The 22,640-nt window shown below is 26.7% G+C and carries 19 protein-coding genes; 5 read left to right on the top strand and 14 right to left on the bottom strand.

The genetic code is table 11. The features are described 5' to 3' along the window. Positions 1-114 precede the first annotated feature (114 nt). Both menA and J1C67_RS12430 read right to left on the bottom strand, forming a co-directional pair. Positions 115-1,068, bottom strand: coding sequence for a 1,4-dihydroxy-2-naphthoate polyprenyltransferase (menA, locus tag J1C67_RS12435; RefSeq protein WP_167866588.1), 954 nt, complete (start codon positions 1,066-1,068; stop codon positions 115-117). Between the two features lie 241 nt (positions 1,069-1,309). After that, entirely contained in the window at positions 1,310-1,540 is a 231-nt protein-coding gene (locus J1C67_RS12430) for a hypothetical protein (RefSeq protein WP_243176761.1), read from the bottom strand. Between the two features lie 147 nt (positions 1,541-1,687). Between J1C67_RS12430 and J1C67_RS12425 the strand changes: the two genes are divergently transcribed. After that, the gene (locus J1C67_RS12425) at positions 1,688-2,170 is read left to right on the top strand and encodes a hypothetical protein (protein ID WP_167866587.1); all 483 of its coding nucleotides are present in this window, start codon (positions 1,688-1,690) and stop codon (positions 2,168-2,170) included. A 159-nt stretch (positions 2,171-2,329) separates the two neighbouring features. On the opposite strand, the gene J1C67_RS12420 is transcribed toward J1C67_RS12425, so the two are convergent. Further along, positions 2,330-3,322, bottom strand: a complete 993-nt coding sequence (locus J1C67_RS12420) for an alpha/beta hydrolase (protein ID WP_167866586.1) — start codon at positions 3,320-3,322, stop codon at positions 2,330-2,332. A 202-nt stretch (positions 3,323-3,524) separates the two neighbouring features. On the opposite strand from J1C67_RS12420, the gene J1C67_RS12415 reads away from it, so the two are divergent. Both J1C67_RS12415 and J1C67_RS12410 read left to right on the top strand, forming a co-directional pair. Beyond that, a complete protein-coding gene (locus tag J1C67_RS12415; RefSeq protein WP_167866585.1) occupies positions 3,525-4,214 on the top strand; it encodes a hypothetical protein in 690 nt (229 codons plus the stop codon). Positions 4,215-4,302: 88 nt separating this feature from the next. Beyond that, positions 4,303-6,276 (top strand): elongation factor G, encoded by a 1,974-nt coding sequence (locus J1C67_RS12410; protein WP_167866584.1) that lies wholly within the window; start codon positions 4,303-4,305, stop codon positions 6,274-6,276. 110 nt (positions 6,277-6,386) lie between these two features. Here the strand turns inward: J1C67_RS12410 and J1C67_RS12405 are convergent, their stop codons facing one another. Both J1C67_RS12405 and J1C67_RS12400 read right to left on the bottom strand, forming a co-directional pair. Beyond that, entirely contained in the window at positions 6,387-7,829 is a 1,443-nt protein-coding gene (locus J1C67_RS12405; RefSeq protein ID WP_167866583.1) for a deoxyguanosinetriphosphate triphosphohydrolase, read from the bottom strand. A gap of 335 nt (positions 7,830-8,164) precedes the next feature. After that, the gene (locus J1C67_RS12400; RefSeq protein WP_089965054.1) at positions 8,165-8,395 is read right to left on the bottom strand and encodes a hypothetical protein; all 231 of its coding nucleotides are present in this window, start codon (positions 8,393-8,395) and stop codon (positions 8,165-8,167) included. 260 nt (positions 8,396-8,655) lie between these two features. On the opposite strand from J1C67_RS12400, the gene J1C67_RS12395 reads away from it, so the two are divergent. Further along, positions 8,656-10,746 (top strand): sensor histidine kinase, encoded by a 2,091-nt coding sequence (locus J1C67_RS12395; protein WP_167866582.1) that lies wholly within the window; start codon positions 8,656-8,658, stop codon positions 10,744-10,746. A 56-nt stretch (positions 10,747-10,802) separates the two neighbouring features. On the opposite strand, the gene J1C67_RS12390 is transcribed toward J1C67_RS12395, so the two are convergent. Together J1C67_RS12390 and J1C67_RS12385 are read right to left on the bottom strand one after the other, a co-directional pair. Beyond that, the gene (locus J1C67_RS12390; protein WP_167866581.1) at positions 10,803-13,097 is read right to left on the bottom strand and encodes a bifunctional diguanylate cyclase/phosphodiesterase; all 2,295 of its coding nucleotides are present in this window, start codon (positions 13,095-13,097) and stop codon (positions 10,803-10,805) included. 378 nt (positions 13,098-13,475) lie between these two features. Continuing rightward, a complete protein-coding gene (locus J1C67_RS12385) occupies positions 13,476-14,207 on the bottom strand; it encodes a metalloregulator ArsR/SmtB family transcription factor (RefSeq protein ID WP_167866580.1) in 732 nt (243 codons plus the stop codon). Between the two features lie 271 nt (positions 14,208-14,478). On the opposite strand from J1C67_RS12385, the gene J1C67_RS12380 reads away from it, so the two are divergent. After that, positions 14,479-15,183, top strand: coding sequence for a DsbA family oxidoreductase (locus tag J1C67_RS12380; RefSeq protein ID WP_167866579.1), 705 nt, complete (start codon positions 14,479-14,481; stop codon positions 15,181-15,183). Between the two features lie 254 nt (positions 15,184-15,437). Here the strand turns inward: J1C67_RS12380 and J1C67_RS12375 are convergent, their stop codons facing one another. The 7 genes from J1C67_RS12375 to J1C67_RS12345 all read right to left on the bottom strand — a co-directional run bounded on the left by J1C67_RS12375 (position 15,438) and on the right by J1C67_RS12345 (position 22,589). Continuing rightward, entirely contained in the window at positions 15,438-15,602 is a 165-nt protein-coding gene (locus J1C67_RS12375) for an iron-containing alcohol dehydrogenase (RefSeq protein ID WP_167866578.1), read from the bottom strand. A 214-nt stretch (positions 15,603-15,816) separates the two neighbouring features. After that, on the bottom strand, positions 15,817-16,596 hold the full coding sequence (locus J1C67_RS12370) for a hypothetical protein (RefSeq protein ID WP_167866577.1): 780 nt from the start codon (positions 16,594-16,596) through the stop codon (positions 15,817-15,819). 254 nt (positions 16,597-16,850) lie between these two features. After that, positions 16,851-17,654 carry a class I SAM-dependent methyltransferase gene (locus J1C67_RS12365; RefSeq protein ID WP_244980248.1) on the bottom strand — a complete coding sequence of 268 codons (804 nt, stop codon included), beginning with the start codon at positions 17,652-17,654 and terminating at the stop codon, positions 16,851-16,853. 134 nt (positions 17,655-17,788) lie between these two features. Continuing rightward, the gene (locus J1C67_RS12360) at positions 17,789-18,772 is read right to left on the bottom strand and encodes an alpha/beta fold hydrolase (protein ID WP_167866576.1); all 984 of its coding nucleotides are present in this window, start codon (positions 18,770-18,772) and stop codon (positions 17,789-17,791) included. Between the two features lie 209 nt (positions 18,773-18,981). Continuing rightward, positions 18,982-19,668, bottom strand: a complete 687-nt coding sequence (locus tag J1C67_RS12355; protein WP_167866575.1) for a manganese efflux pump MntP — start codon at positions 19,666-19,668, stop codon at positions 18,982-18,984. Positions 19,669-20,118: 450 nt separating this feature from the next. Then, on the bottom strand, positions 20,119-21,756 hold the full coding sequence (hcp, locus tag J1C67_RS12350) for a hydroxylamine reductase (protein ID WP_167866574.1): 1,638 nt from the start codon (positions 21,754-21,756) through the stop codon (positions 20,119-20,121). Between the two features lie 152 nt (positions 21,757-21,908). Then, positions 21,909-22,589 carry a Crp/Fnr family transcriptional regulator gene (locus tag J1C67_RS12345; protein ID WP_167866573.1) on the bottom strand — a complete coding sequence of 227 codons (681 nt, stop codon included), beginning with the start codon at positions 22,587-22,589 and terminating at the stop codon, positions 21,909-21,911. Positions 22,590-22,640 lie beyond the last annotated feature (51 nt).

The following is a 22,640-nucleotide window of genomic DNA, read 5'->3' as shown; positions in this document are numbered from 1 at the left end:
CTTTTTGAATATTCCTTATATATATTTACAGTATCAAATTTACTTATTGACTAATCTAATCTTAATGTATCTCCATTACATTAATAATGTTCTTAAAATTTCTATTATTTATTTTCATTCTAAAAATATTCCAACTATAATTGTTACTATATATATACCATTCATTGCTACAAAGTTTTTGACTGCAAGAATAAATGTATCTTTTTTTGTTTGCAATTTCATAAATTCATTAATATTATTATTTATTGGCTTTAATGCTATAAGTGTAACTAATGATATCCAAGGTAAAATTCTAAATACTACTCCTACTATTATTGAGATAAATCCTATGTAATATAATGCTTTAAATATCTTAAGTGCGTTTTCTTTACCAATATATATAGGTAATGTATATCTTTTATTTTCAATATCTTCCTCTATATCGCAGATATTATTTGCTAACATTATATTAGATATCCCTACAATAGCAGGTATGCTTACTATGAATATTGCTACTAATTCATTAATATTTAAACTTAACCCTAATAAATTTGAAGATAATGATAAGGTTATTTTTATTATATTAAAATCAAATATATGTATGTAAACTGATATGAATGTTATTATAAATCCCATTGTAAGACCTGATAATATTTCTCCAAATGGAGTTCTTGATATTGGAATTGGTCCAAAAGAATAAAGTATTCCTATAGTAAAACTAACCATTCCTAATGCTAGTACAACAATATCCGTATTCTCAACTAACACTATTCCAAGTACTGCTGCAATAACTAACATTATATATATTGTTACTCTCACAGTCTTAGGATTAATATTATAACTAACTACAGCATTATGCGTCTCATATCCATAACCATCTTTTTTTATAGCTTTTTTATAATCCATATAATTATTTATTGCTGTTGTTGTCATATCAAAAAATATCATTGCTAAAAACATTAGAAATGCATTTTTAATGTTAAAATTATCAAATTTAAATATTGCATAACTTGTCCCAATCATAAAAGGAATAACACTTGCTACCTTCGTTTGTATTTCTACTAGTTTTAAAAAACTTTGTATATTCATAAATAAATCCTCCATATATGTATCTTAGCCTAATAAAGGGAATTTTTTTAAATACCTAATAGGATTCTAGTCTATTTTCTTTCAGTTCCCTAATCTCTAACAGTTTACTATATACCTATATATTTTACTAGAAATAATACTGTATTTATAGAGTGCTCTTCCCTTTTTAAAAATAACAAGCCAATATGCTAGTCTATTTTGCACATCGACTTGTTATTTTTTTAGAAATCCGCTGCTAATTTTATATGTTAGAATTTTCTTCATCACTTTGATTAATACTCTTTGGACCATCTAAAGCTGTCGATTTTCCAAAATAATAACCTATTATCATACTAAAAATCGGTATAAATTCAGTGCTAGTTATTTTACCACTAATGCTTAAATAACAAAACACACCAGTAACTCCTAATGCTATTATTTTTCTAACACTAAAAAACATACCTTTAACACTTTTAAAATTCTTATTTTCCATAATACTCACCCCATATTTAAATATATGCAGAAATATAGGTTTATTAGCTAATAATTTGAATTAATTTTTTTATTGATTTATGGTAAAAACTATGATAAATTATTAACTATACAATATTTTGTAATTTATTTAAAAGGAGGAAAAATAATGAAAGAAAAGAAATTAGGCGGCGGAATACTTACATGCTCAATTATTTATATTATATTTTCTGTATGGGGACTATATTCACTTATTAAAAGTTTTTCCAATCTGGAAGAAACTAGACAATTACTAATCGAAGGGCAAAAGGCTCTTGAACAATCAGGAAATACTTTTTTCAAATCAATATCTGATAGTGCATTAGCTCAAGCAACAACATTAAACATATCAATTTCTCTTGTTTTCTCAATAATAATATTAGCATCTTTAATATTAATATTATTCAAGAAAAAAGTTGGTGTGTACTCATGCTTCATAGCAATACTACTTAGGTCAATCTACAGTGTTATTGTGTCTGGATTTAATCTATTCTCATTAATAACTTTATTAATAGGTTTAATATTACCTGGATTACTAGGATTATTTATTTACAAAAGAAGATCTATTTTCGGATTTTCAAATCCTGACGAAGATCAAGCTATTGATGCATAAAATTCTATAAAAAAACACCCTATAAATAGGCAATTAAAAAAGCTTATTTATAGGGTGTTTTTGTGTATAAGTTATTTTTAAAAACAACTTTCCATATTCTAGTTTATTTTCTTTCACTTTCCTACTTTAAACGCTCTATTTCTTAAATGTCTCTACTATTTATAAAGGTGAATTTTTAACTATAAACTTCAACATTTTCATAGCTATTTCTAAACCTTCTTCATCTTTTACTCCAGATAAATCATGATTACTTGTTTCTAATGTAAGCATATCTACCTTATTACCTGTATTTTGTAATTTATCATACAACATTACTGAATTATTATACGATACTATTTTATCTGCCTTACTATGTATTATTAGGGTTTTAGGCATATTTTTTCCCACATAATTTATAGGACTATAGGTATTAAGCACTTCTTCCTTTTTATTTTCTTCCTCTGCAGATTTTATTGCTTCATTAATATCCCCACCTCCAGCACTTAAATCTAATGTATTCAAATCTGTAGGGCCAAAGAAGTCAACTACATACTTTACTTTAGATGAAAAACCTGCTAAATCCTCATCCCCTTTAAATTCACTATCGTCAGTATATGTAGCCATTAATGCCAAATGAGCTCCTGATGATGTTCCTATAACACCAATTTCCTTTGTATTAAATCCATAATTCTCTTTATTTTTGTGAATCCATCTTATCGTATCTTTAACGTCACTAATTTGTTTTCCAAATATTTCTTCATCACTCATCAACTCATAGGATGTACTTATTATAGTAAATCCCTCATCTCTAAAAGAATCTAATACTGGAGAAATAACATCTGGTATGCTCTTGTCTCCATAAGCCCAGCTTCCCCCATGAACATATAAAATTACTGGTGAGCCTCCTTTTATATATTTTTTAGGGCCATATATATCTAAAGTTTGTACAATGCCATTAATGTTATTATATTCTACATCCTTATAATCCATAGACTCCATAGTACTTAACTCTTCAATACTATTAATAACTGGAGGATTTTTAGCTATCTCCATATATTTTTCTCCAATGCTTTTATAAAGGCTTAGCCTTCCTCTTATAGAATATATATACCCACCTAAGAGAAGGATAATTATTAAAAGCACTATTCCTATCCACTTTAATATTTTTTTCATACTTCCCTCCACCATTTTAATTTTTTAAAATATAATTTCTTTTTACTTTCTCTATTTTATTATAATATAAAATTTAATCCTGTATTCATGTTAAATATTAAAAAACATTTAATATTTATAATATACTATTAAAGTGAAATTTTTATTCACTTTGTTTATGATATACTTTACTAGTTATAAATCTATATTAAGGAGGATTCACATGAAAAATTTTAAACATTATGCTACTATTTCTTTAGCACTAATTTTTTTATCAACTATTATGTATATATCCCATAACCTCATATTTGGACAAGTTCAAAATACCATATACTACTCTCTTATGAATATTTGTATAATCCCAATAAACATATTAACTGTAACTATTGTATTTGAAAACATAATAGATCATAAATCTAAAAAGAAAAAATTAAATAAACTTAATATGCTTATTGGTATGTTTTTTAGTGAACTTGGCTATGAATTAATGCATTTGATTATACAAGGCGATAAGAATGGTAAAAACCTAATTTGTTGTTTTGATAATTTAAAGGATGTAGAAACAAAACTTATAACCCACGATCATCTTATAGATATAAATCAAATAAATATTAATAACTTAGAAGAAATTTTACTTAAACATAGAGATATTCTTATAAACTTAATGAGTAATGATAATATTTTAGAACATGATATTTTCACAGATTTACTTATGTCAATAATGCATTTAAGAGATGAGCTTATATTTATGAAAAACAACAATAAAGATGAAAATACTATACTTCATCTTCAAGTTGATATTGCACGAGTTTATAAAAACATTACAGCTCAATGGGTTAACTATCTTTATCATTTAGAAAAATTTTATCCTCATCTTTATAAAACTGCTATTCAAGTTAATCCATTTCTTTAAATCATAATTCTTTGAAAGATAAAATTAAACATGCTATTATATTATTAAGATAAAAAGACTTTATTATTCAACTTATGAGGAGAATTTTATGTTTAAAGATAATATAAGAAATATTGGGATAGTTGCTCATGTTGACGCTGGTAAAACTACCGTTACTGAGCAACTACTTTACAAAAGTGGCTCTAGTAGAACACTTGGTAGTGTAGATAAAGGTACAACTCATACTGATTCTATGGATATAGAAAAACAACGTGGAATATCTGTTAAATCCTCTGAAATAGATTTTAAATACAAAGATACTCATATATATTTAATAGATACTCCAGGTCACATAGATTTTATTGGTGAAGTTGAAAGAAGTCTTGGTATATTAGATGGTTCTGTTGTTGTAATTTCTTCTGTAGAAAGCGTGCAACCTCAAACAGAAATATATTTTAACACATTAAAAGAAATGAACATACCTACTATATTTTTTATAAATAAACTTGATAGAATTGGTTCAGATCCTAAAAATGTTTTGAATGATATAAAAAAGCTACTTACTACTAGGTTTCTCCCACTTCAAATAATAGAAACTTTAGATAATGGATTTAACAGGAAAGATTTATTTTCTACTATATCTTCTATTAATGATGTAAACTACTCTTCTATTATAGAAGATATAGTAGTTCTCTTAGGTGAAGAAAATGAAAGTATCTTAAATGAATTTTATGATGAAACTTTAACTTTAGATAAAGTGAAATCCGAAATAATTATTCAAGCAAAAGCTGCAAAAATTTATCCTATTCTTTTTGGTATTGCAATTGATGGTGTAGGTATTGAAGAATTATTAGATGGGCTTATTGACTATATTCCAGCCCCTAAAAATTTAGACACCGAAGATTTTTCGGCTTTAGTTTATAAAATATCTCACCATAAAACTTTCGGGAAAATTTCTCATATAAAAATCTTTAGCGGAAAATTAAAAGCTAGAGATAATGTTTTAAATATAAGAACTTCTATTAAAGAAAAGGTAACTTTAATGAGAAAAATAATTAATCATAAAGATTGTGATATTAAAGAAGGATCTAGTGGTGAATTAATTATGATTTCTGGTCTTAATAGTAATATTGGTGATATTTTAGGCATTAAGGATTTCATCCCTAAATTGCCAAGTATCGCAAACCCAGTTCTTACTTTAAAAGTTTATACTAATATTGCTAGCGACTATATTCCTTTAGTTGAAGCCTTAACAATTCTCCAATCTGAAGATCCTCTTTTAAATATGGAATGGATTAAAGATAAAAGTGAAATAAATATCCAAATTACTGGAGCCATTCAAATTGAAATTATCCAGACCATATTAAAAGAACGGTTTAATTTAGAAGCTAGTTTTAGTGAAGCTTCTGTTATATACAAAGAAACCCCTTCTATTAAAGGCTATTGCGAGGAATACTATACAATGCCTAAGCCATGCTGGGCAGTTGTTACCTTCTTAATAGAACCTCTTCCCCTTGGCAGTGGTATAATATTTGAAAGTGAAGTTAGAACTGAATATATAAAACAAAGGTATCAACGTGAAATTGAAAGTAATCTAGATAGATTATTAAAACAAGGCTTATATGGATGGAATGTTACTGATTTAAAAATAACCTTAGTTGATGGTGAAGATCATGTAATGCATTCTCGTTCTGGTGACTTCACAACAGCTACGGCTATAGCACTTATGAGAGGGTTCTCTCAACTTGGTATGACACTTCTAGAACCTTTAATAGATTTTAGAATTTCAGTTCCTGAAATGTTTAGCAGCAAAGTTTTAAATGATATAGTTACAATGAGAGGAGTATTTGATTCTCCAACTATTATTAATGGTATATTTACTGTAGTTGGCAGCGTACCTGTTTCAACATCTTTAAATTATCCTATTAACCTTGGAATTCTATCCTCTGGCCGTGGTGTTATGAGCACTAAATTTAGTGGTTATGCTCCTTGTCCTATAGATCTTGGTAGTAGTAAAGATTTTGTAGATGTTAATCCTATCAACAGATCAAAATATATATTATACGCAAGAAAAGCACTATAATTTAGGAATAGTTAAACAAATAATAAGTCAAATATTCTTAAGATTTTTGACTTATTATTTATTTTCAGCTCTGCCTTATAGTACTTTTCTTGTCTATTTTTTTATATCTTTTATACTTTTATCCCCATTAATTCTTGATATATATAAGCAGCATAAGAATCTGTCATTCCGCATATAAAATCTGTTATTAATAAAAGCCTACAATATTCCTTAGAACAATTATCTTGTTCTATACTATGTTCACATATAAACCTATAATTTTTAGAAATAAGTGAGTACACTTTTCCATCATAGCCTTTATATAACTTAACATTTTCATTTAGTGCTACTGGAATAAAAGTATTCATTAAACTATGGATCATATTGTAACCTACTATTTCATTTGATACTATTTTATCATCATTATATACATATTCATTAGATATACTCCTTAAGAATATAGAAATTTTATTGCCTTTAGAATTCCCTATAAGTTCCCCGTTATATTCTCCATTCATGATTAATTCATATGAAGCTAAAAACTCTTCTACCACAAAACTTCTTAAATGTTTATTCAATTTAATAATAAAAGATTTCAAGGCATATTCTCCAGGATCTTCATATCCATACTCTTCTTTTGCTATATCATAATTTTTTGAAAGGTAAAATGATAAACTTTCTTCTAATGTTTTTTCTTCATAACCTTCTTCTTGAAGAAATTCTTCATACCTTAATTTAAATATATCATGAGATATTATTCCCTTATTAAAAGCATCTTCTAAATCTCCTAACAAATAAGCAATATCATCTGCAGCTTCTAATATAAATACTAATGGATTTCTACAATTATATAAGCCTGTGGCTTCAACTATTTCCCTAAAAGCTTTTTCTTCTGCTTTATAAAAACCTAGCTTTTTACTATAAACATTTTCCTTCTTTATTTCTAAAGAAGAAACAGGATATTTTATAATAGAGCTTAATACTCCCATTGTTAGATTCATTCCATATCTATCAATTACAAAATGAAGTTTAGTTAATATTCTAAGACCTTGAGCATTCCCTTCAAAATTCAAAATATCTCTTGCTTCCTGCTCATCTAAGGTAAATTCATAATTATTAAATTTAAATGTATATGTTCCATTTTTATTTTCATTTAATTTATCTTTAAACCATTCTCTTATAGCTGTTTCTCCAAAATGGCCAAAAGGTGGATTTCCTAAATCGTGAATAAGCCCTGCACAAGAAAGTATGTTACACATATCATCTACATCTTCCATTGTAACTTTATCAGAATCATTTTTTGTTTTTTCAATTAAACTATTGCCTATACTTCTTCCTAATGACTTTGCAATAGAAGAAACTTCTAAAGAATGTGTTAACCTCGTTCTAACAAAATCTAGCTTTTCTAGGGGGAATACCTGTGCTTTATCTTGAAGCCGCCTAAATGAAGCACTAAATAAAATTCTGTCATAATCATTTTCAAATTCATCTCTAATATCGCTACTCTTTTTTGAACCTTTATAATCTTTAATTCTTTTCTTACTTAAAATTAAATTCCATTTTAGCTTTGCCATAAAATTCGTCCTTTTTTTTCAAATATGATCTAATATTTATAATTCATATGAAATCAAAATATACATTTCACCTTGACTTGTTATTATTTTAAATTTCTAAATAAAACGACCTATTATAATCTTTAACTAAAAAGACTTTATTATTCAACTATTTATTTTTTTTGAAAATTACTTATATATAATAGTAAATAAATAAATCTTAGAACTCCTAAAAGTCCTAAGATTTATTTTCACTAATGCACATTACAAAACTAACTAATATGAGTTTTAGTCCTATTCAAAAAATAACAAGCCACTATACATCATAGCTTGACTTGTTATTTTTTTAAAATGCCTTAATCATTTATAAGACTAAGCATTTCCTTAGCTAATTTTTTAACTTTAGATGGTAGTTTTTCCATAGCCTTTTGTCTACTATGTTCATCTTGTATTTGCACTATTCTCATTATTTCTTGTTGCATTCCTGGTACATTATTAAATTCTTCTGTAAGATTATTAAATCTATTAGCGAATTCCGGATCTTTCATTTTTCGTTGAATTGTCATAATTAATTCATAACCATTCATTTAAAATCTCCTAATAATTTATATAGTTTTATAATATTCACAGGAGTTTCAAATGTTCCTATTTTTTGAAAACTTATAGCCCTATAACCTATATTACACCTATAGAATATAAATCTAAGTTATCCGAGTAAACTTTATACAATAAAGTGTTGATAATTCACGTTTATTTAACATCCAATCCTTTTTTAGAAAAATTTGTGTTTTATTGGCATTTTATGTTACAATTATATAAAAAGTATGGAAAATAAAAGGTGATATTTATGATAAATACATTGAAAAATTTAATTAGTTCATTAGAGTATTCTTACAGTCTTACTTTGGACATGAATTTTTTAACTACAAGTGTTACAAAATATGAAAACCTTATAGATGAAGAACATATCTTTTCCTTAGAAGAGTTAATGTATATTCATTATTTGCTTGCATTATGTAATGATACTTTACGCAATAACGATAAATCATTACATCACTTTAACTTATGTTTATACTATAGTATTCTTACCAATAATGAGACTTACACAGGCAAATGTTATCTTTATGCATCTAAATTATATTTTATATTAAGTGACTTAGATGAATCCGTTTATTGTTTTAATAAAGCTGAGGAAATTTTCACTGCAAGCAATAACTTCTGTGATTTAAGTAAACTATATATCTATTCACTTTTTAACAATTTAAGGGTAGGTATTTGCACAAGTGAAGTTTTAGGTTTTATATCAAAAACATTAACTTTACTCCCCCTTTACGAAAATGAGTTTTCTGCCCAAACCTATATGCTTTTAGGCTCAGTTTATTCTGTTTACCTTAAAGATAATTATTATGCTATTGAATTATATAAAAAAGCTTCATTTTTAGCCAATAAATATAATTTAGTTACTTTAAAAATTATGATTAATTATTTTATAGCTGTTGGATATATTGATTTAAATAGAAATAATGAAGGTTGTAAAATCTTAGAAAATTTACTTTCTGACACTTTAGCTGTACCATCTATTACAATGAAATGTATATTTACTTTAGAATTACTTAATTTATATATTACTACTGAATCAAATATTGATTATATTGGTAAAGGCATAGACTTTATCCAAGAAAATTTAATATTACTTCCAGAACTATATAGATTACAATTTATCTCTCAGTTGCTAATAATAAAATGTAGACTAGGTCTTTTATTAAATAATCAATCTATTGATAGATTACTTAATTGGATTACTAAATCAAAAGAAATTTATACAATTTATAAAACTTCATATAGATTTAGTCATGCTGATTATACAATAAACTCTTTATTTGGAGATATTTATTATGAATTTGAAGATTATTTAAACGCTCTTGAGTATCATAAACTCGCACTTGAGTTTTCCTCTAAGTATGAGTCAAAGTATGTTATATATGCTCATCAAAAAATTTCTAAAGATTATGCAGCCTTAAATAATTACAAAGAAGCATTTATTAATATGGAAAAAGTTGATAAAATTAGAAGCACTATTCAACATGTTAACTTATTAGATAATTATACTAAAGTTTATAAGGAGTATGAAGACTTTAAAGAAAATGAAGAAACCAAAAATCAATTTTTTGCAAATCTTTCCCATGAGCTTAAAACTCCTATTAATATAATTTATTCTTCTATACAACTTTTAAATATGTTTAAAGATACAAACGAGGATAAATTTAAAGACTATTATGGAAAACATGAAAAAAGTGTAACTCATAATTGCTTAAGAATTTTGAAATTAATAGACAACCTTATAGATACTACTAAAATAGATTCTGGTAGTTTTAATCTTACTTTTGTTAACTATGATATTGTAAAATTAATAGAAGATATTACATTATCAACATTGCCTTATATTGAAATAAAAAAATTGAATATTATATTTGATACTGAAATAGAACAATTAGAAATAAAATGTGACCCTTATGCTATAGAAAGAATAATGTTAAACCTATTATCTAATGCAATTAAATTCACAAATAATGGTGGCAATATAAATGTTATTATCTCATTAAAAGATACAAATGTGTGCATAAAAGTAAATGATGATGGTATTGGAATACCCCCTTCAATGAGAGATCAAATATTTGATAAATTTATTCAAGTAGATAATGCATTAAATAGAAAGAAAGAAGGTAGTGGCATTGGTTTATCATTAGTTAAATCAATAGTTGAATTACATAATGGACGAGTTTATCTAAATAGTACTCGAATGCGAGGTAGTGAATTTATTATTTTACTACCAAATGTAAAATCTATGGAGCCTTATGATAAAATGATTTGTAATACCTACGTTCCCAATACTTCAAAAATTTCTGCTGAATTTTCAGATATATATGAGCTCAATTAATTAAAAAGTGCCTCTTAGGTTAATCTTAATTCACCTAAGAGGCACTTTAAATATAATCATATAAAAGAATAATTATCTAATAATTTTTTAAAACTTTCCTCATTAACAGGTGCACTTATGTAATAGCCTTGTATCTTATCACAATTTATGCTTTCTAATAGCCTTAACTGATTTTTCCCCTCTACACCTTCGCATATAACATCTAATCCTAATGAATGGGAAAGATTTATTATACTTTCAATAATAGATTTACTTTTATCATCCCCATCTACCTCCAATAATAAAGTTTTATCTATTTTTATAGTATCAATAGGAAGTATTTTTATGTGATTAAAAGATGAATAACCTGATCCAAAATCATCTAGACTAACTTGTACCCCTATTTTTTTAACTTCATTTAATATACCTATTATATACTTTGGATCATCTAATATTTCATCCTCTGTAATCTCAATTTTAAGAGCATTAGGCTCTAAATCTATTTCCTCTAACATTTCCTTTAAATCAATAACAAAGCTATCATTTTTTAACAACATAAAACATATATTAACAGAAATTTGGAATTCTTTATATCCTTTATCCCTAAACTCTTTAGCTACTCTTATGCCTTCTTTTAAAACTATAGCATCAATATTAGCTATTTCTCCACTTCTTTTTGCAATGTCTATAAACTTAGAAGGTTGTATTATTTCTCCAGACCTATTCCATCTTACTAATGCCTCAGCACCAACAATTTTATTTAAACCTAACTTTAAAATTGGTTGATAATAAACAATAAACTCATTTCTACTTAATGCATCACTTAACATTCCCTCAACCTCAATTTCATCTATCATATCCTCTGAAATTATCTGAACTTTGTTATTAAAACTCTTCTTACTTCTATACATAGCAATATCTGCATATTTTAAAAGTGTTTCAATATTTTCCCCATGTTTTGGATAAGCGCTTATCCCAATACTTCCACTTAAATGATAAGTATAACTTTTATATTTAAATGTTTGCCTTAAAACTTTCAGAAAATAATTTCCAAACTCTATTCTTTCCTCATCACTTCTTGTCCCTTTTCTTATAATTATAAACTCATCTCCACCAACCCTTCCAACCTTTACTTCAGCCTCTTCAAGTGACAAAAGAGTCTTTGCGACCCCGCAAAGAACATTATCCCCAATAGTATGTCCTAAATTATCATTTATACTTTTAAAGTTATCTAAATCTATATAGTATATGGTATAGTCTTTTTTTTCTTTAATAAGGGTATTCATAAAATTACATATGCTATATCTATTTTGTAGATTTGTAACAGTATCATAATTTGCTAAGTAAGACATCTTATCTATTGACTTATCTAAAAATATAACCATATCACTAATATCCTTGGCTAAGTCGTTAATCTCATCTCTTCCTCTTAATTTATTAGTTATTATATTTTTTTGTTTATTTCTTGCAACCTTTTTTATTTCATCATTAATAAATACTATTCTTTTAACAACCACATTTTTAATAGCTATAAATATCAATATATTTATAATTAAAAATACAATACTCACTAATATTGTAAATCTATTTATAGTTTTAGTAGCACTTATCCTTACAAGAAGGCTCTCTTTTAGCTTTAAATAACATTCTTCACCTGTAACTGATGTTATTTTGTAATAAGATAAAACCTCCACCTTATCAGTTTCATTTATAATAGTCTCCTTATTATCAGTTGTTCCCATCTTTGCAATTGATGGTTTTTCTAACTCATAAACAAGGCTTACATTTCTGCTTAATACTTTTGCAATTTTCTGGGCTAAACCTCCATCTATACATTCTGCAAGCAGAAAATATCCTCTAACTACCTCACTATCACCATCATTTAAAATTGGTGAAACCGCTACAATGTAGAACTTTTCATTTGCTGTAATAATATCATTAAAAGGTTCCATGCCTCCATTATAATTTCCCTTTACATCAGAAATTAATTTATTTACCACATCTTTATCATTTTCACTATGTAAATATATATTATCTAATGAAAGATCTTCTTTTAACCTTATTTTATATTCGATATTATCCTCTTCCATCTTTTCTTGCAGTCCAACTCTATAATCTCCATCATTTATTCCAAAGTCTTTATTTATATTATTTGAAGCTTTTATTAATGTTGCATAGTCTAAGCCTTTCACCTTAATGGTATTTGTTTCACTATTAAATCGTGTTACTACTCCACCTGCAATTCCACTTATTCTCTCATTTTCTCCACTATACATTTTATCAATCATTATATATGCCATAATTTTATAAAATCCTAAGCTAAAAATAGTTGATATTAAAAAAATCAAGGTTACTTTTTTTGACAGCTTCATTATTTTTCCTCCAATATTCCTCATAATAATATCCTAATTATACCACTTTTTTTATATTTTCACATTATTTAGTTACTATTTTTTTATAGTCTAAAAAGCTAATATTCAAAACAACTCTATAAATAAATAAATAAATAAATAAATAAATAATAGGTTAACATTATAAATGAAGAGGTTTATATCTAAAGGGTCTCCAAATAAATAACAAGTTAGTATTCTTATTATTTATTTGGATATGCTTAAAGAATTAGAATAAAAAAAATAATGAAATACTATTTAAATTATATAACTCGAAAATTAAACAACCCAGTAATTTTATAATTACTGGGTTGTTAATTTGATAGAAACCAAGATATTCACATAGTGATTATCTTGCTACTAATGAGAACATCCATCATGGCTACATAAATGATTACTTGGAAATTCCTTTAGTTCATTATTTTTAAACGCGACTAAATTTTCTTCTATATTTCCCTCACTAGCTTTATATACTTTAATTCCCATTGAGTTTAATTTATTAATTGCTCCAGCTCCAATTCCTCCAACAACTACAGCATCAACAGCTTCTCCTGATAATGCTTTAATAGGATTACAACTACCATGTTCATGTCCTAAATCACCATTTCCAACTGTAGTTACCTCATCATTTTGCAAATTACATACTACAAATAGTGGAGCTGTTCCAAAGTGTCCATATGGTACACTTTTAACTCCTTCATTAGATTTTACAGGAAAACAAACTTTCATTATAGATTCCTCCTTAAATTTATTATTACTAACACACTTTAAATGCTTACAACTCTTAGTGCATCTAAGAGCACTAGGTACATTTATATTAGTTTTATCATTATCTATAATATTTTCTATGAACTTTATGGAATGTTTTAATTTTTTTTCATTTAGATCATAGATAATATGATAACCAATTTTATATCCAATAATTAATTCAGATTCTTTAAGAATCTTTATTTGCTGTGATACCGCTGCCTCTGTTATTTTAAGGTGACTTGCTATTCCCTTGGCAGACATGGTTTTCTCTGATATAAGACGTAAAATTTCAATTCTAGTCTCATCACCTAATGCTTTTAAAATTTTTATTGCTTCTTCCATAACATCACCTCATCTAGTTAAGCATTTGCTTAATTAAATTATAATACTTTTATATACTAACTTCAATGTTTTTTAGTAACTTATTAAAAATTATAATTTTACGCTACTAGAGCATATTATTAGCAAATTCTTGCTTTGCTATAGAAATTATAACGTCCTTTAATTCAGTACTTTTCCACCAAATTTGTACTATCCAAAAACTTATGCTATTATCTATAGAAACAATGATATATATAGTTATTTAATAATTATTATTAAGGAGGATTTATTTATGAAAGTTGAAATTTGGTCAGATTATGCATGCCCATTTTGTTATATAGGAAAAAGAAATTTTGAAGGTGCCTTAGATAAATTTAAAGGGAAAGATGATGTAGAAATTTCATATAGTAGTTTTCAGCTTAACCCTTATACAAGAAAAACAGAAAATGCTGATATTAATAGTATCATTGCTAAAAAATATGGCATTACTTACGAAAAATCAAAAGAAATGAATGATGGTATAGTTGCTCAAGCTAAGGAAGTTGGCTTAAATTACAACTTCGAAAATCTAATTCCAAATAATACTGCTGATGCTCATAGACTTGCTAAATATGCAAAATCTATAGATAAAGAAGATGTAATAGTTGAAAGATTGCTAAAAGCTTATTTCGTTGATTCATTGGATATTGGTGATATAAATGTTCTAGGTGATATTTCTTTAGATGTTGGAATTAACAAAACTGATGTAATTTCTATGTTAGAAGGAAATAGCTATAAAGATGATGTAAAAGCAGAACGAGAAAAAGCTGCAGATCTTGGAGTAACATCAGTTCCATTTTTTGTTTTCAATAATAAATATGCAGTATCTGGAGCTCAACCAAGTAAGGTTTTCTTAGATTTTTTAGAAAAAGTTTATTCTGAAATGGATCTATCATCAGAAGATAACTTAGATGTGGAAGATGATAATAAATGTAGCAATGGTACTTGTAGTATATAAGATATCTCATAAATAACACCATTATTCTTGATTTTTGGTCTGTTATTTATTTTATTATTCCTGAAGCATCAATGTTGAATTAAATTACATTAATCAATAAGAAAATCTCTGTTAAATATAGTGTTAACTAATATTTAACAGAGATTTATCTAACTTAAACTATATCGCAACCATATCTATTGATTCTTTTACAAGTGATAACCTTGGATTAGGTTTAACCCTTGATGGCTCTATAAATTCTACATTAGCATCTTTTAAAGATATAACCTTTTTTCATATAATCCACTAGCCTTTATATTTCCTCCACCATAATGAATAAGTATTTTACTAGAAAACTTCTTAACCTCTTTACCAACTGTTAACTCTTTATCCTTACCAAATATAAGTTTTGTATAATTTTGAAAATTAAAATTCATCATATTATTTTCTTCCTTTTAATTATAATTTTTTCTTTTGTTATTTAGTATAATTGTTTACTATTGCTGATAAGTGAATTATTTTAGGCATTGTAAAATAAATAAAATTATTAACAATATTATTTTTGAAACTATCTGGATCAGATGGATTAAGATATGTTGAATTATTCTTTAAATGGATACAGCTGTAACTCTAATAGTTATATTAGTTTCTAAACTAGACTTGTTTATTTAGAATTTCTGCATTTTCCTCATTTTTCTTAATACCGTCTTCATTTTGATCTTTCTCTTTCTTATTATTAACTTTATTTTCATTTGATTTCTCTGATTCTGAATCATCACCATTTATTAATGTTTCTTTTTTAATAGTATTCTCTGCTTTATATTCATTTTTATTTACATTTCTAATTGATTCAGCTACTTGCATTTTTGCCTTGAACTCTAGATTACCTATTCCAGTTGTTAACTTTTCTTTTTGTTTAGCCACAAAATTGCTGTCGCTATTTCCTTGCTTTAAGTATCCTAGTTCCATTTCCATATTCGTTTTAGTTGTCCTAAGATTTCTTGAGTTTTTTAAATTATTATTTGCATCAATTAACTTATTTAAGCTACTAGCTATTATTATTCCATCTCTTACTTCATCTTTATTAATATCTCTCTCTTGTTTTTTTCCCTCACTCTTCTCATTACGTTCTCTTATCTCTTTTTCTTTTTCAATCAATTTAATTTCCTGAATTTGTTGCTGTACTTGATTTATTTCCTCATTAATTTGTTTCATTCTATTCTTTTTAAGTTCTGGATCCATTTCTTTTTCTTCTTGCAACTTTCCTTTTTGTATAATAAGATTTTCTTTCCATTCCTCTAATTTCTTTAAAGTAGAATTTTTATTATCTTTAATATCTTCAGCTTTTATAGATTTATCTATGACCTTTTTCTCATTACTTTTATGATTTGTTAAATTGTTAAACCCTTGTCTATTATTAATATATATATTCATATTTATCCCCCTCTTTTAATACTAGCAAAATAGTATATTTCCCATTACATATCATATTTACCAATACTCTATTAATACTTTCGTACTAATCATACAAAAGTTTATCTAATTTCGTCCTAAAGATTAGGATTAAATCAAATATTTTGTAAATACCCCATTTATTTTTACATTTAATTCTCTCTTTGAATCAATGTATTTAGAAATACATATAGAAAAAACCATGTAGTTACTTATTCTACATGGTTAAACTCATTCTACTTTCTAACTACAATATTAATATGTTCCGTAGCATCTCTATATTGTTTTAGTTCACATGTTTCTACTGCTGCGTTGATAAAATTTTCATATATTTCTTTGTTACTATTTGCAAGTTTTTTAATATCTGTAGAAATTCCACTAAGAAATCCTTCTGCACCAGCATATGATACTATTTCAAATCCTACCTCTTCTACTTCCCGTAAAGCTTTTTCTGCTGTTGTAAAATAAGTTTTTGTAAAGCTTTCTTCTTCTGAAAAACTTAAGTCTCCATTCATATATCTTTCAAATTTATTTTTATTATCAAACTCAAGTGGAAACTCAGTTACTGCTGCTTTAATCGCTCCCCAGGTATTTATATATGATATTATCGCTACTGCATCTTTCTTTAAAATTCTATATACTTCTTTTAAAACTCTTTGCCTCTCTTCTTTAATATGAAGATGATACATAGGTCCCATTACTAATATATTATCATACGATTCAGCTTCAAAACATTCTAGTTCTATTGCACTTCTACAGTAATAATTATTTGCCTTTAATCCTAATTTTTCAATTTCATTTTTAGCAATGTTTAACTCTTCTTGCGATATATCTAAAAGATCTACTTCATATCCTCTTTTTAAAAGTTCTATTGAATATCTACCTGGTCCTGAACCAATATCAATAACGCTTCCATCATTACTAAAATACTTATCTATTAAAAATAATGTACTTTTATATTCAACAATACTATATGGATTATTAAGCCTTTCCCATTCCATTTCTGCATTACTATCATAATATGCTCTAACCTTATCCACAATATATACCCCCATTATTAATTTCTTATGGTAAATTTTAATTATTAAGAACTAAACCTTCTTTGACATTTAGATTTTTCACACTATTTCTTTAAGTGTAAATATCCTCTTTTCATAAATAATCACACCTAAACTTAATTACACAACCTAATTTCATCTTGGTTTGTATATCTAATTTCCTTCATGACATCAAAAAACAACTCAGGTTGGTCTATCATTGTCAAATGTCCTGCATTAGGGATTTTAAAGAACTTCTTATTAGGAGCCTTAACAATTTCATAGTATTTTTCAGCTAAAACGTACGGTGTTTGCCAATCATCACCGCCTAAAATATAATACATAGGCACATCATAATTACTTGGGTATGAGTAAAGATCAAATTTACATAAGTAATTAAATAAATTTTTATTTGATTTCATACCATTTTTAAGTGCCATAATATCACTTAGTTTAAATATTGGGCTTTTAAATGCAAGTAAAATTAAACCTAATGTAGGCGCAACTGCTAACTTATACTTTTCCTGAAGATGTCTTAATTTTTTAATACTTTTTAGAAAATTAGAATCAAAATTTTCACCCGGATAGTCTCCAATTGCTTCAAGCTTCTTTAAATCACTTTTATTATTACTTTCTATAATTACTTCCTTAATTTTTTCATAGCCGACTCTTTCATTTTCTAACATATTAACTACTTGCCCAACACCAATATAATATTCTACTTCATTTGGATATTTTAAAGTGAACAAGCTACCTAAAAGGCTACCAAAAGAATGACCAAATATAACAATTTTTTCTTTCTTATATATTTTCTTTAGATATTGAACAATCTCATAAGTATCTTCCATAATAGAATCACTTGTTGGATAATGCTCCTCCCTTTTGTTTTTAAAAAGAGTTTTTCCAGCCCCTCTTTGGTCCCAGTGAACCACTGTATAAATTTCTTCCCATTTCTCCTGAAAAGCATGAGCAAACAACGACTCCACAGACCCAGGACCCCCATGTAAAAATAACATTACAGGATTTTCCTCATTTGTTCCACAGTGATAAAGATACTGTAATATACCATTAATTTCAATATACTCATCAAAATAAATTGCTCTATTATTCTTATTTCTCATATGATTGCATCCTCCAATTTTATTCTTTAGATATATCTCTTATTTTTCATCTTTCCATTATAACATTTTTTTCATATTAACCCAATTAATTCTTAAATATTCTATCTTAATAATAATATAACCTTCACAATATATTTCTATACTGTGAAGGTTATATCTATTCCTGGTTCCAATCCATTACTTTAATTACTTTGTCTTTTACTAATTATTTAACTCATAAATAAATGCTCAATTAATATATTAATTCCGATAATTATTAATATTACCCCACCAATAATTTCTGCATATTTCTGAAGAATACATCCTAATTTTTTACCTATAAGTACTGCTGCTATACATAGTATAAATGTTGTTAATCCTATTATAGTTGCTGCTGGAATTATGCTAACCTCTAAAAATGCAAAGCTTACTCCTACAGCTAATGCATCTATGCTTGTTGCAATTGCTAGTATTGTTAAACTTTTATGGCTTAGTTCTTCACTTTTAATTTCACATTGTTTATCACAACTATCTCTATCTCTATCTAAGCTAACTTCTTCTTGTATTTCAATTATTTCATCTTCTTTTTTTATCTTATCTATTTCTCGTACTTCATCTTCTTTATTTTCTTTTCGTTCCTTATTCCCTTTAAGTGATTCATATATCATTTTTCCACCAATTACGCTTAATAATATAAATGCAATCCAATGATCAAATGATTTAATATAGTTTTCAAAGTATCTCCCTGCAAACCACCCTATTAATGGCATTACCCCCTGAAACACTCCAAAGAACAAAGCTATTTTTATAGCATTTCTAAGTAAATTTTTCTTTACTGTCATTCCCTTTGCAATTGAAACCGCAACTGCATCCATTGATAGTCCTACTGCTGTCATAAATATTGATAATAATCCCATTTTAGATCTCCTTTTTTCTTTTAATAATTTTAAACTAAAGCATCTCCAACTAAACTACTCCACACTAAAGTATGGAGGTTTTTCGTAGATGGACTAGAGCCTTGTATTGGAAAATACATATATAGTTTGCAAAATAAAAGAGACTTATACGTAGCGCAAAACTACGTATAAGTCTCGTTATTTAATATTAAGCCAGGATTTACATCCATTATGTTGACTTAATAACTATTCAAAGCTAACTACTCCCCTATACAAATGAGTATCTATTTAATTAACTATCTAATAATACCAATATTTATATATATATTCAAGTTAAACTTATAAGTTTCATTAACAAAGTATCTATTTTAAAATAAATATAAAAATAACTTTAACAAAGGTTGCCCCATGTCAAAGTTATTTTAAATCCTATTTTCTAGGAATATATATTCTAATCTTATTAACTATATTTTATAGATCCATGAACATTTTCATGTCATCTTCTACATTTGTTATTCCACCTATACCAAAGTTTTCAACTAATACATTTGTTACATTTGGTGATAGGAATGCTGGAAGTGTTGGTCCTAAGTGAATATTCTTCACTCCAAGGTGTAATAATGATAATAATACTATTACAGCTTTTTGTTCGTACCATGCAATGTTATAAGCTATTGGAAGTTCATTTATATCTTGTAATTCAAATACTTCCTTTAATTTTAAAGCTATTAATACTAATGAATATGAATCATTACATTGTCCTGCATCTAAAACTCTTGGAATTCCTCCAATATCGCCTAAGTTTAATTTGTTATATTTATATTTTGCACATCCTGCTGTTAATATAACTGCATCTTGTGGAAGCGCCTCTGCAAAATCTGTGTAGTAGTTTCTTGATTTAGCTCTACCATCACAACCTGCCATAACAAAGAACTTCTTAATTGCTCCTGTTTTAACAGCATCAACAACCTTATCTGCTAAAGCTATAACTTGGTTATGTGCAAAACCTCCAAGTATTTCTCCTGTTTCTATTTCTACTGGTGGCATGCATTTTTTAGCTAATTCTATAATTTTGCTAAAATCTTTTTTACCATTTTCATCCGCATTTATATGAGCACAACCTTCATAACCTGAAGCTCCTGTAGTGAATATTTTATCTTTATATGAATCTTTTGGTGGAACTATACAGTTAGTAGTCATAAGTATTGGTCCATTAAAGCTTTCAAATTCTTCTTTTTGTTTCCACCATGCATTACCATAGTTTCCTACTAAGTTTGAATATTTTTTAAATTCTGGGTAGTAATGTGCTGGTAACATTTCTGAATGAGTATACACATCTATTCCTGTATCTTTTGTTTGTTCTAATAATTGTTCTAAATCTTTTAAATCATGTCCTGAAACTAATATACCAGGCTTTGATTTAACTCCTATATTTACTTTTGTAGCTTCTGGGTGCCCATAAGTCTTAGTGTTAGCTGTATCTAATAAAGCCATTCCATCAACACCAAATTTACCAGTTTCTAAAGTTAATGCTACATATTCATCAACATTAACATTGTTGTCTGTTGTTTTTGCTAATGCTCTTTGCATAAATATTGATATATCTTCGCAATCATGACCAAGTACATTTGCATGTTTCAAATATGCTGATAATCCTTTTAATCCGTAAATAACAAGTTCTCTTAAACTTCTAATATCTTCATTTTCAGTAGCTAGTACACCTACTAGTTTAGCCTTAACTTCAAATTCTTCATTAGTTACGCCACTCCATAGCCCTGCTCTAATATTATCTTTATTAGTTACTTTAGCTAATAATTCATTTTTAACTTTTAAAGTATTTCTTATACTATTATAAAATACCTCATTATCAAAGTTTGCATTTGTTATTGTTTTGAAAAGATTCATTGTAACTAAATGATTTACTTCTTCTGAAACTTTTATTCCTTCTGCTCTTGCTTCTACTGCTACTTCTGATAATCCTTTAGTTGTGTATATTAATAAATCTTGTAACCCTGCAAGTTCTGGTGTTTTACCACAAACACCCTTTATTGTGCAACCTGTACATCCCGCTGCTTCTTGACACTGAAAACAAAACATCTTTTTATCCATAATAGAAACCTCCATTGATATATTTATTTATTACTATTAAAGTAATAATGTTTTTACTTTTTAATATGTTTTAGGTCTATTTCATATACTCATTATAGTTCCATATACGAAATAAATCCGTAACATATGTTACGGATTTTAAAATATATATTTTATTTGCACATTATTTCTTTAAGGGTGTTCATATCTAAAACATTAATTTCGTTTTTATTAGATTCTAAAATGCCATCTTCCTGCATCCTTATAAGTTCCCTTGATAACGATGGTCTTTGAATGCCTAGATATTCTGCTAATTCTTTTTTGTTTACATTAAGTTTTATTTTTTCACTTTTTTGAATATTAACCTGTTCTAAAATAAATTTCGCAAGTTTTTGTCTTATACTAGAAAGAGATATTATCTTCATCTTGTTGTTAATCATTAAAACTTTCTCACTTAGTAAGGCCATAAAGTTCCAAAGAAAATTTTTATCACTAGAGCACAATTCAATAATGGTGTTATTTGGTATGAACATTATATTACTTTTAACTGATGCCATTACTGTAGCTGGATAGGTTTTTCTTGTTGAAAAAACTATAGCTTCTCCAAATGTACTACCTTCTATAAACCTTTGAATTGTTAAACTTCTTCCACTTTCATATATATTTTCAATTTCTACACTGCCACTTAAAACTATACCTATATATTCACATTCACTATCCTCTATAGCTATAATATCACCTTTATTATAATTAACTATTTTATAGTTTTTCTCTTTAAGTATGTTTTTTATATATTCATTTTCCATACCTTTGAAAATACTACATTTTTGTAGCACGTCTAAATACTCTTCCATTTGTTCACCTTCATATCAATATATTTAATTATTTTTTCAAATTTCCGTACT

Origin of the sequence: Clostridium gasigenes (genome assembly GCF_017348895.1) — a bacterium.
In the GTDB taxonomy this organism is placed as follows: domain Bacteria; phylum Bacillota; class Clostridia; order Clostridiales; family Clostridiaceae; genus Clostridium; species Clostridium gasigenes.
The sequence above is the reverse complement of the archived record's forward strand: the minus strand, read 5'-3'. Positions and strand labels throughout refer to the sequence as shown.

What these genes read in the sequence shown, in the direction of transcription:
- J1C67_RS12380 (WP_167866579.1), top strand. Translation starts at nt 14,479, where the DNA reads ATGAAAGTTGAAATTTGGTCAGATTATGCATGCCCATTTTGTTATATA.
- hcp (WP_167866574.1), bottom strand. Translation starts at nt 21,756, where the DNA reads ATGGATAAAAAGATGTTTTGTTTTCAGTGTCAAGAAGCAGCGGGATGT.
- J1C67_RS12400 (WP_089965054.1), bottom strand. Translation starts at nt 8,395, where the DNA reads ATGAATGGTTATGAATTAATTATGACAATTCAACGAAAAATGAAAGAT.
- J1C67_RS12390 (WP_167866581.1), bottom strand. Translation starts at nt 13,097, where the DNA reads ATGAAGCTGTCAAAAAAAGTAACCTTGATTTTTTTAATATCAACTATT.
- J1C67_RS12360 (WP_167866576.1), bottom strand. Translation starts at nt 18,772, where the DNA reads ATGAGAAATAAGAATAATAGAGCAATTTATTTTGATGAGTATATTGAA.
- J1C67_RS12425 (WP_167866587.1), top strand. Translation starts at nt 1,688, where the DNA reads ATGAAAGAAAAGAAATTAGGCGGCGGAATACTTACATGCTCAATTATT.
- J1C67_RS12405 (WP_167866583.1), bottom strand. Translation starts at nt 7,829, where the DNA reads ATGGCAAAGCTAAAATGGAATTTAATTTTAAGTAAGAAAAGAATTAAA.
- J1C67_RS12385 (WP_167866580.1), bottom strand. Translation starts at nt 14,207, where the DNA reads ATGGAAGAAGCAATAAAAATTTTAAAAGCATTAGGTGATGAGACTAGA.
- J1C67_RS12375 (WP_167866578.1), bottom strand. Translation starts at nt 15,602, where the DNA reads ATGATGAATTTTAATTTTCAAAATTATACAAAACTTATATTTGGTAAG.
- J1C67_RS12410 (WP_167866584.1), top strand. Translation starts at nt 4,303, where the DNA reads ATGTTTAAAGATAATATAAGAAATATTGGGATAGTTGCTCATGTTGAC.
- J1C67_RS12420 (WP_167866586.1), bottom strand. Translation starts at nt 3,322, where the DNA reads ATGAAAAAAATATTAAAGTGGATAGGAATAGTGCTTTTAATAATTATC.
- J1C67_RS12395 (WP_167866582.1), top strand. Translation starts at nt 8,656, where the DNA reads ATGATAAATACATTGAAAAATTTAATTAGTTCATTAGAGTATTCTTAC.
- menA (WP_167866588.1), bottom strand. Translation starts at nt 1,068, where the DNA reads ATGAATATACAAAGTTTTTTAAAACTAGTAGAAATACAAACGAAGGTA.
- J1C67_RS12415 (WP_167866585.1), top strand. Translation starts at nt 3,525, where the DNA reads ATGAAAAATTTTAAACATTATGCTACTATTTCTTTAGCACTAATTTTT.
- J1C67_RS12355 (WP_167866575.1), bottom strand. Translation starts at nt 19,668, where the DNA reads ATGGGATTATTATCAATATTTATGACAGCAGTAGGACTATCAATGGAT.
- J1C67_RS12370 (WP_167866577.1), bottom strand. Translation starts at nt 16,596, where the DNA reads ATGAATATATATATTAATAATAGACAAGGGTTTAACAATTTAACAAAT.
- J1C67_RS12430 (WP_243176761.1), bottom strand. Translation starts at nt 1,540, where the DNA reads ATGGAAAATAAGAATTTTAAAAGTGTTAAAGGTATGTTTTTTAGTGTT.
- J1C67_RS12345 (WP_167866573.1), bottom strand. Translation starts at nt 22,589, where the DNA reads ATGGAAGAGTATTTAGACGTGCTACAAAAATGTAGTATTTTCAAAGGT.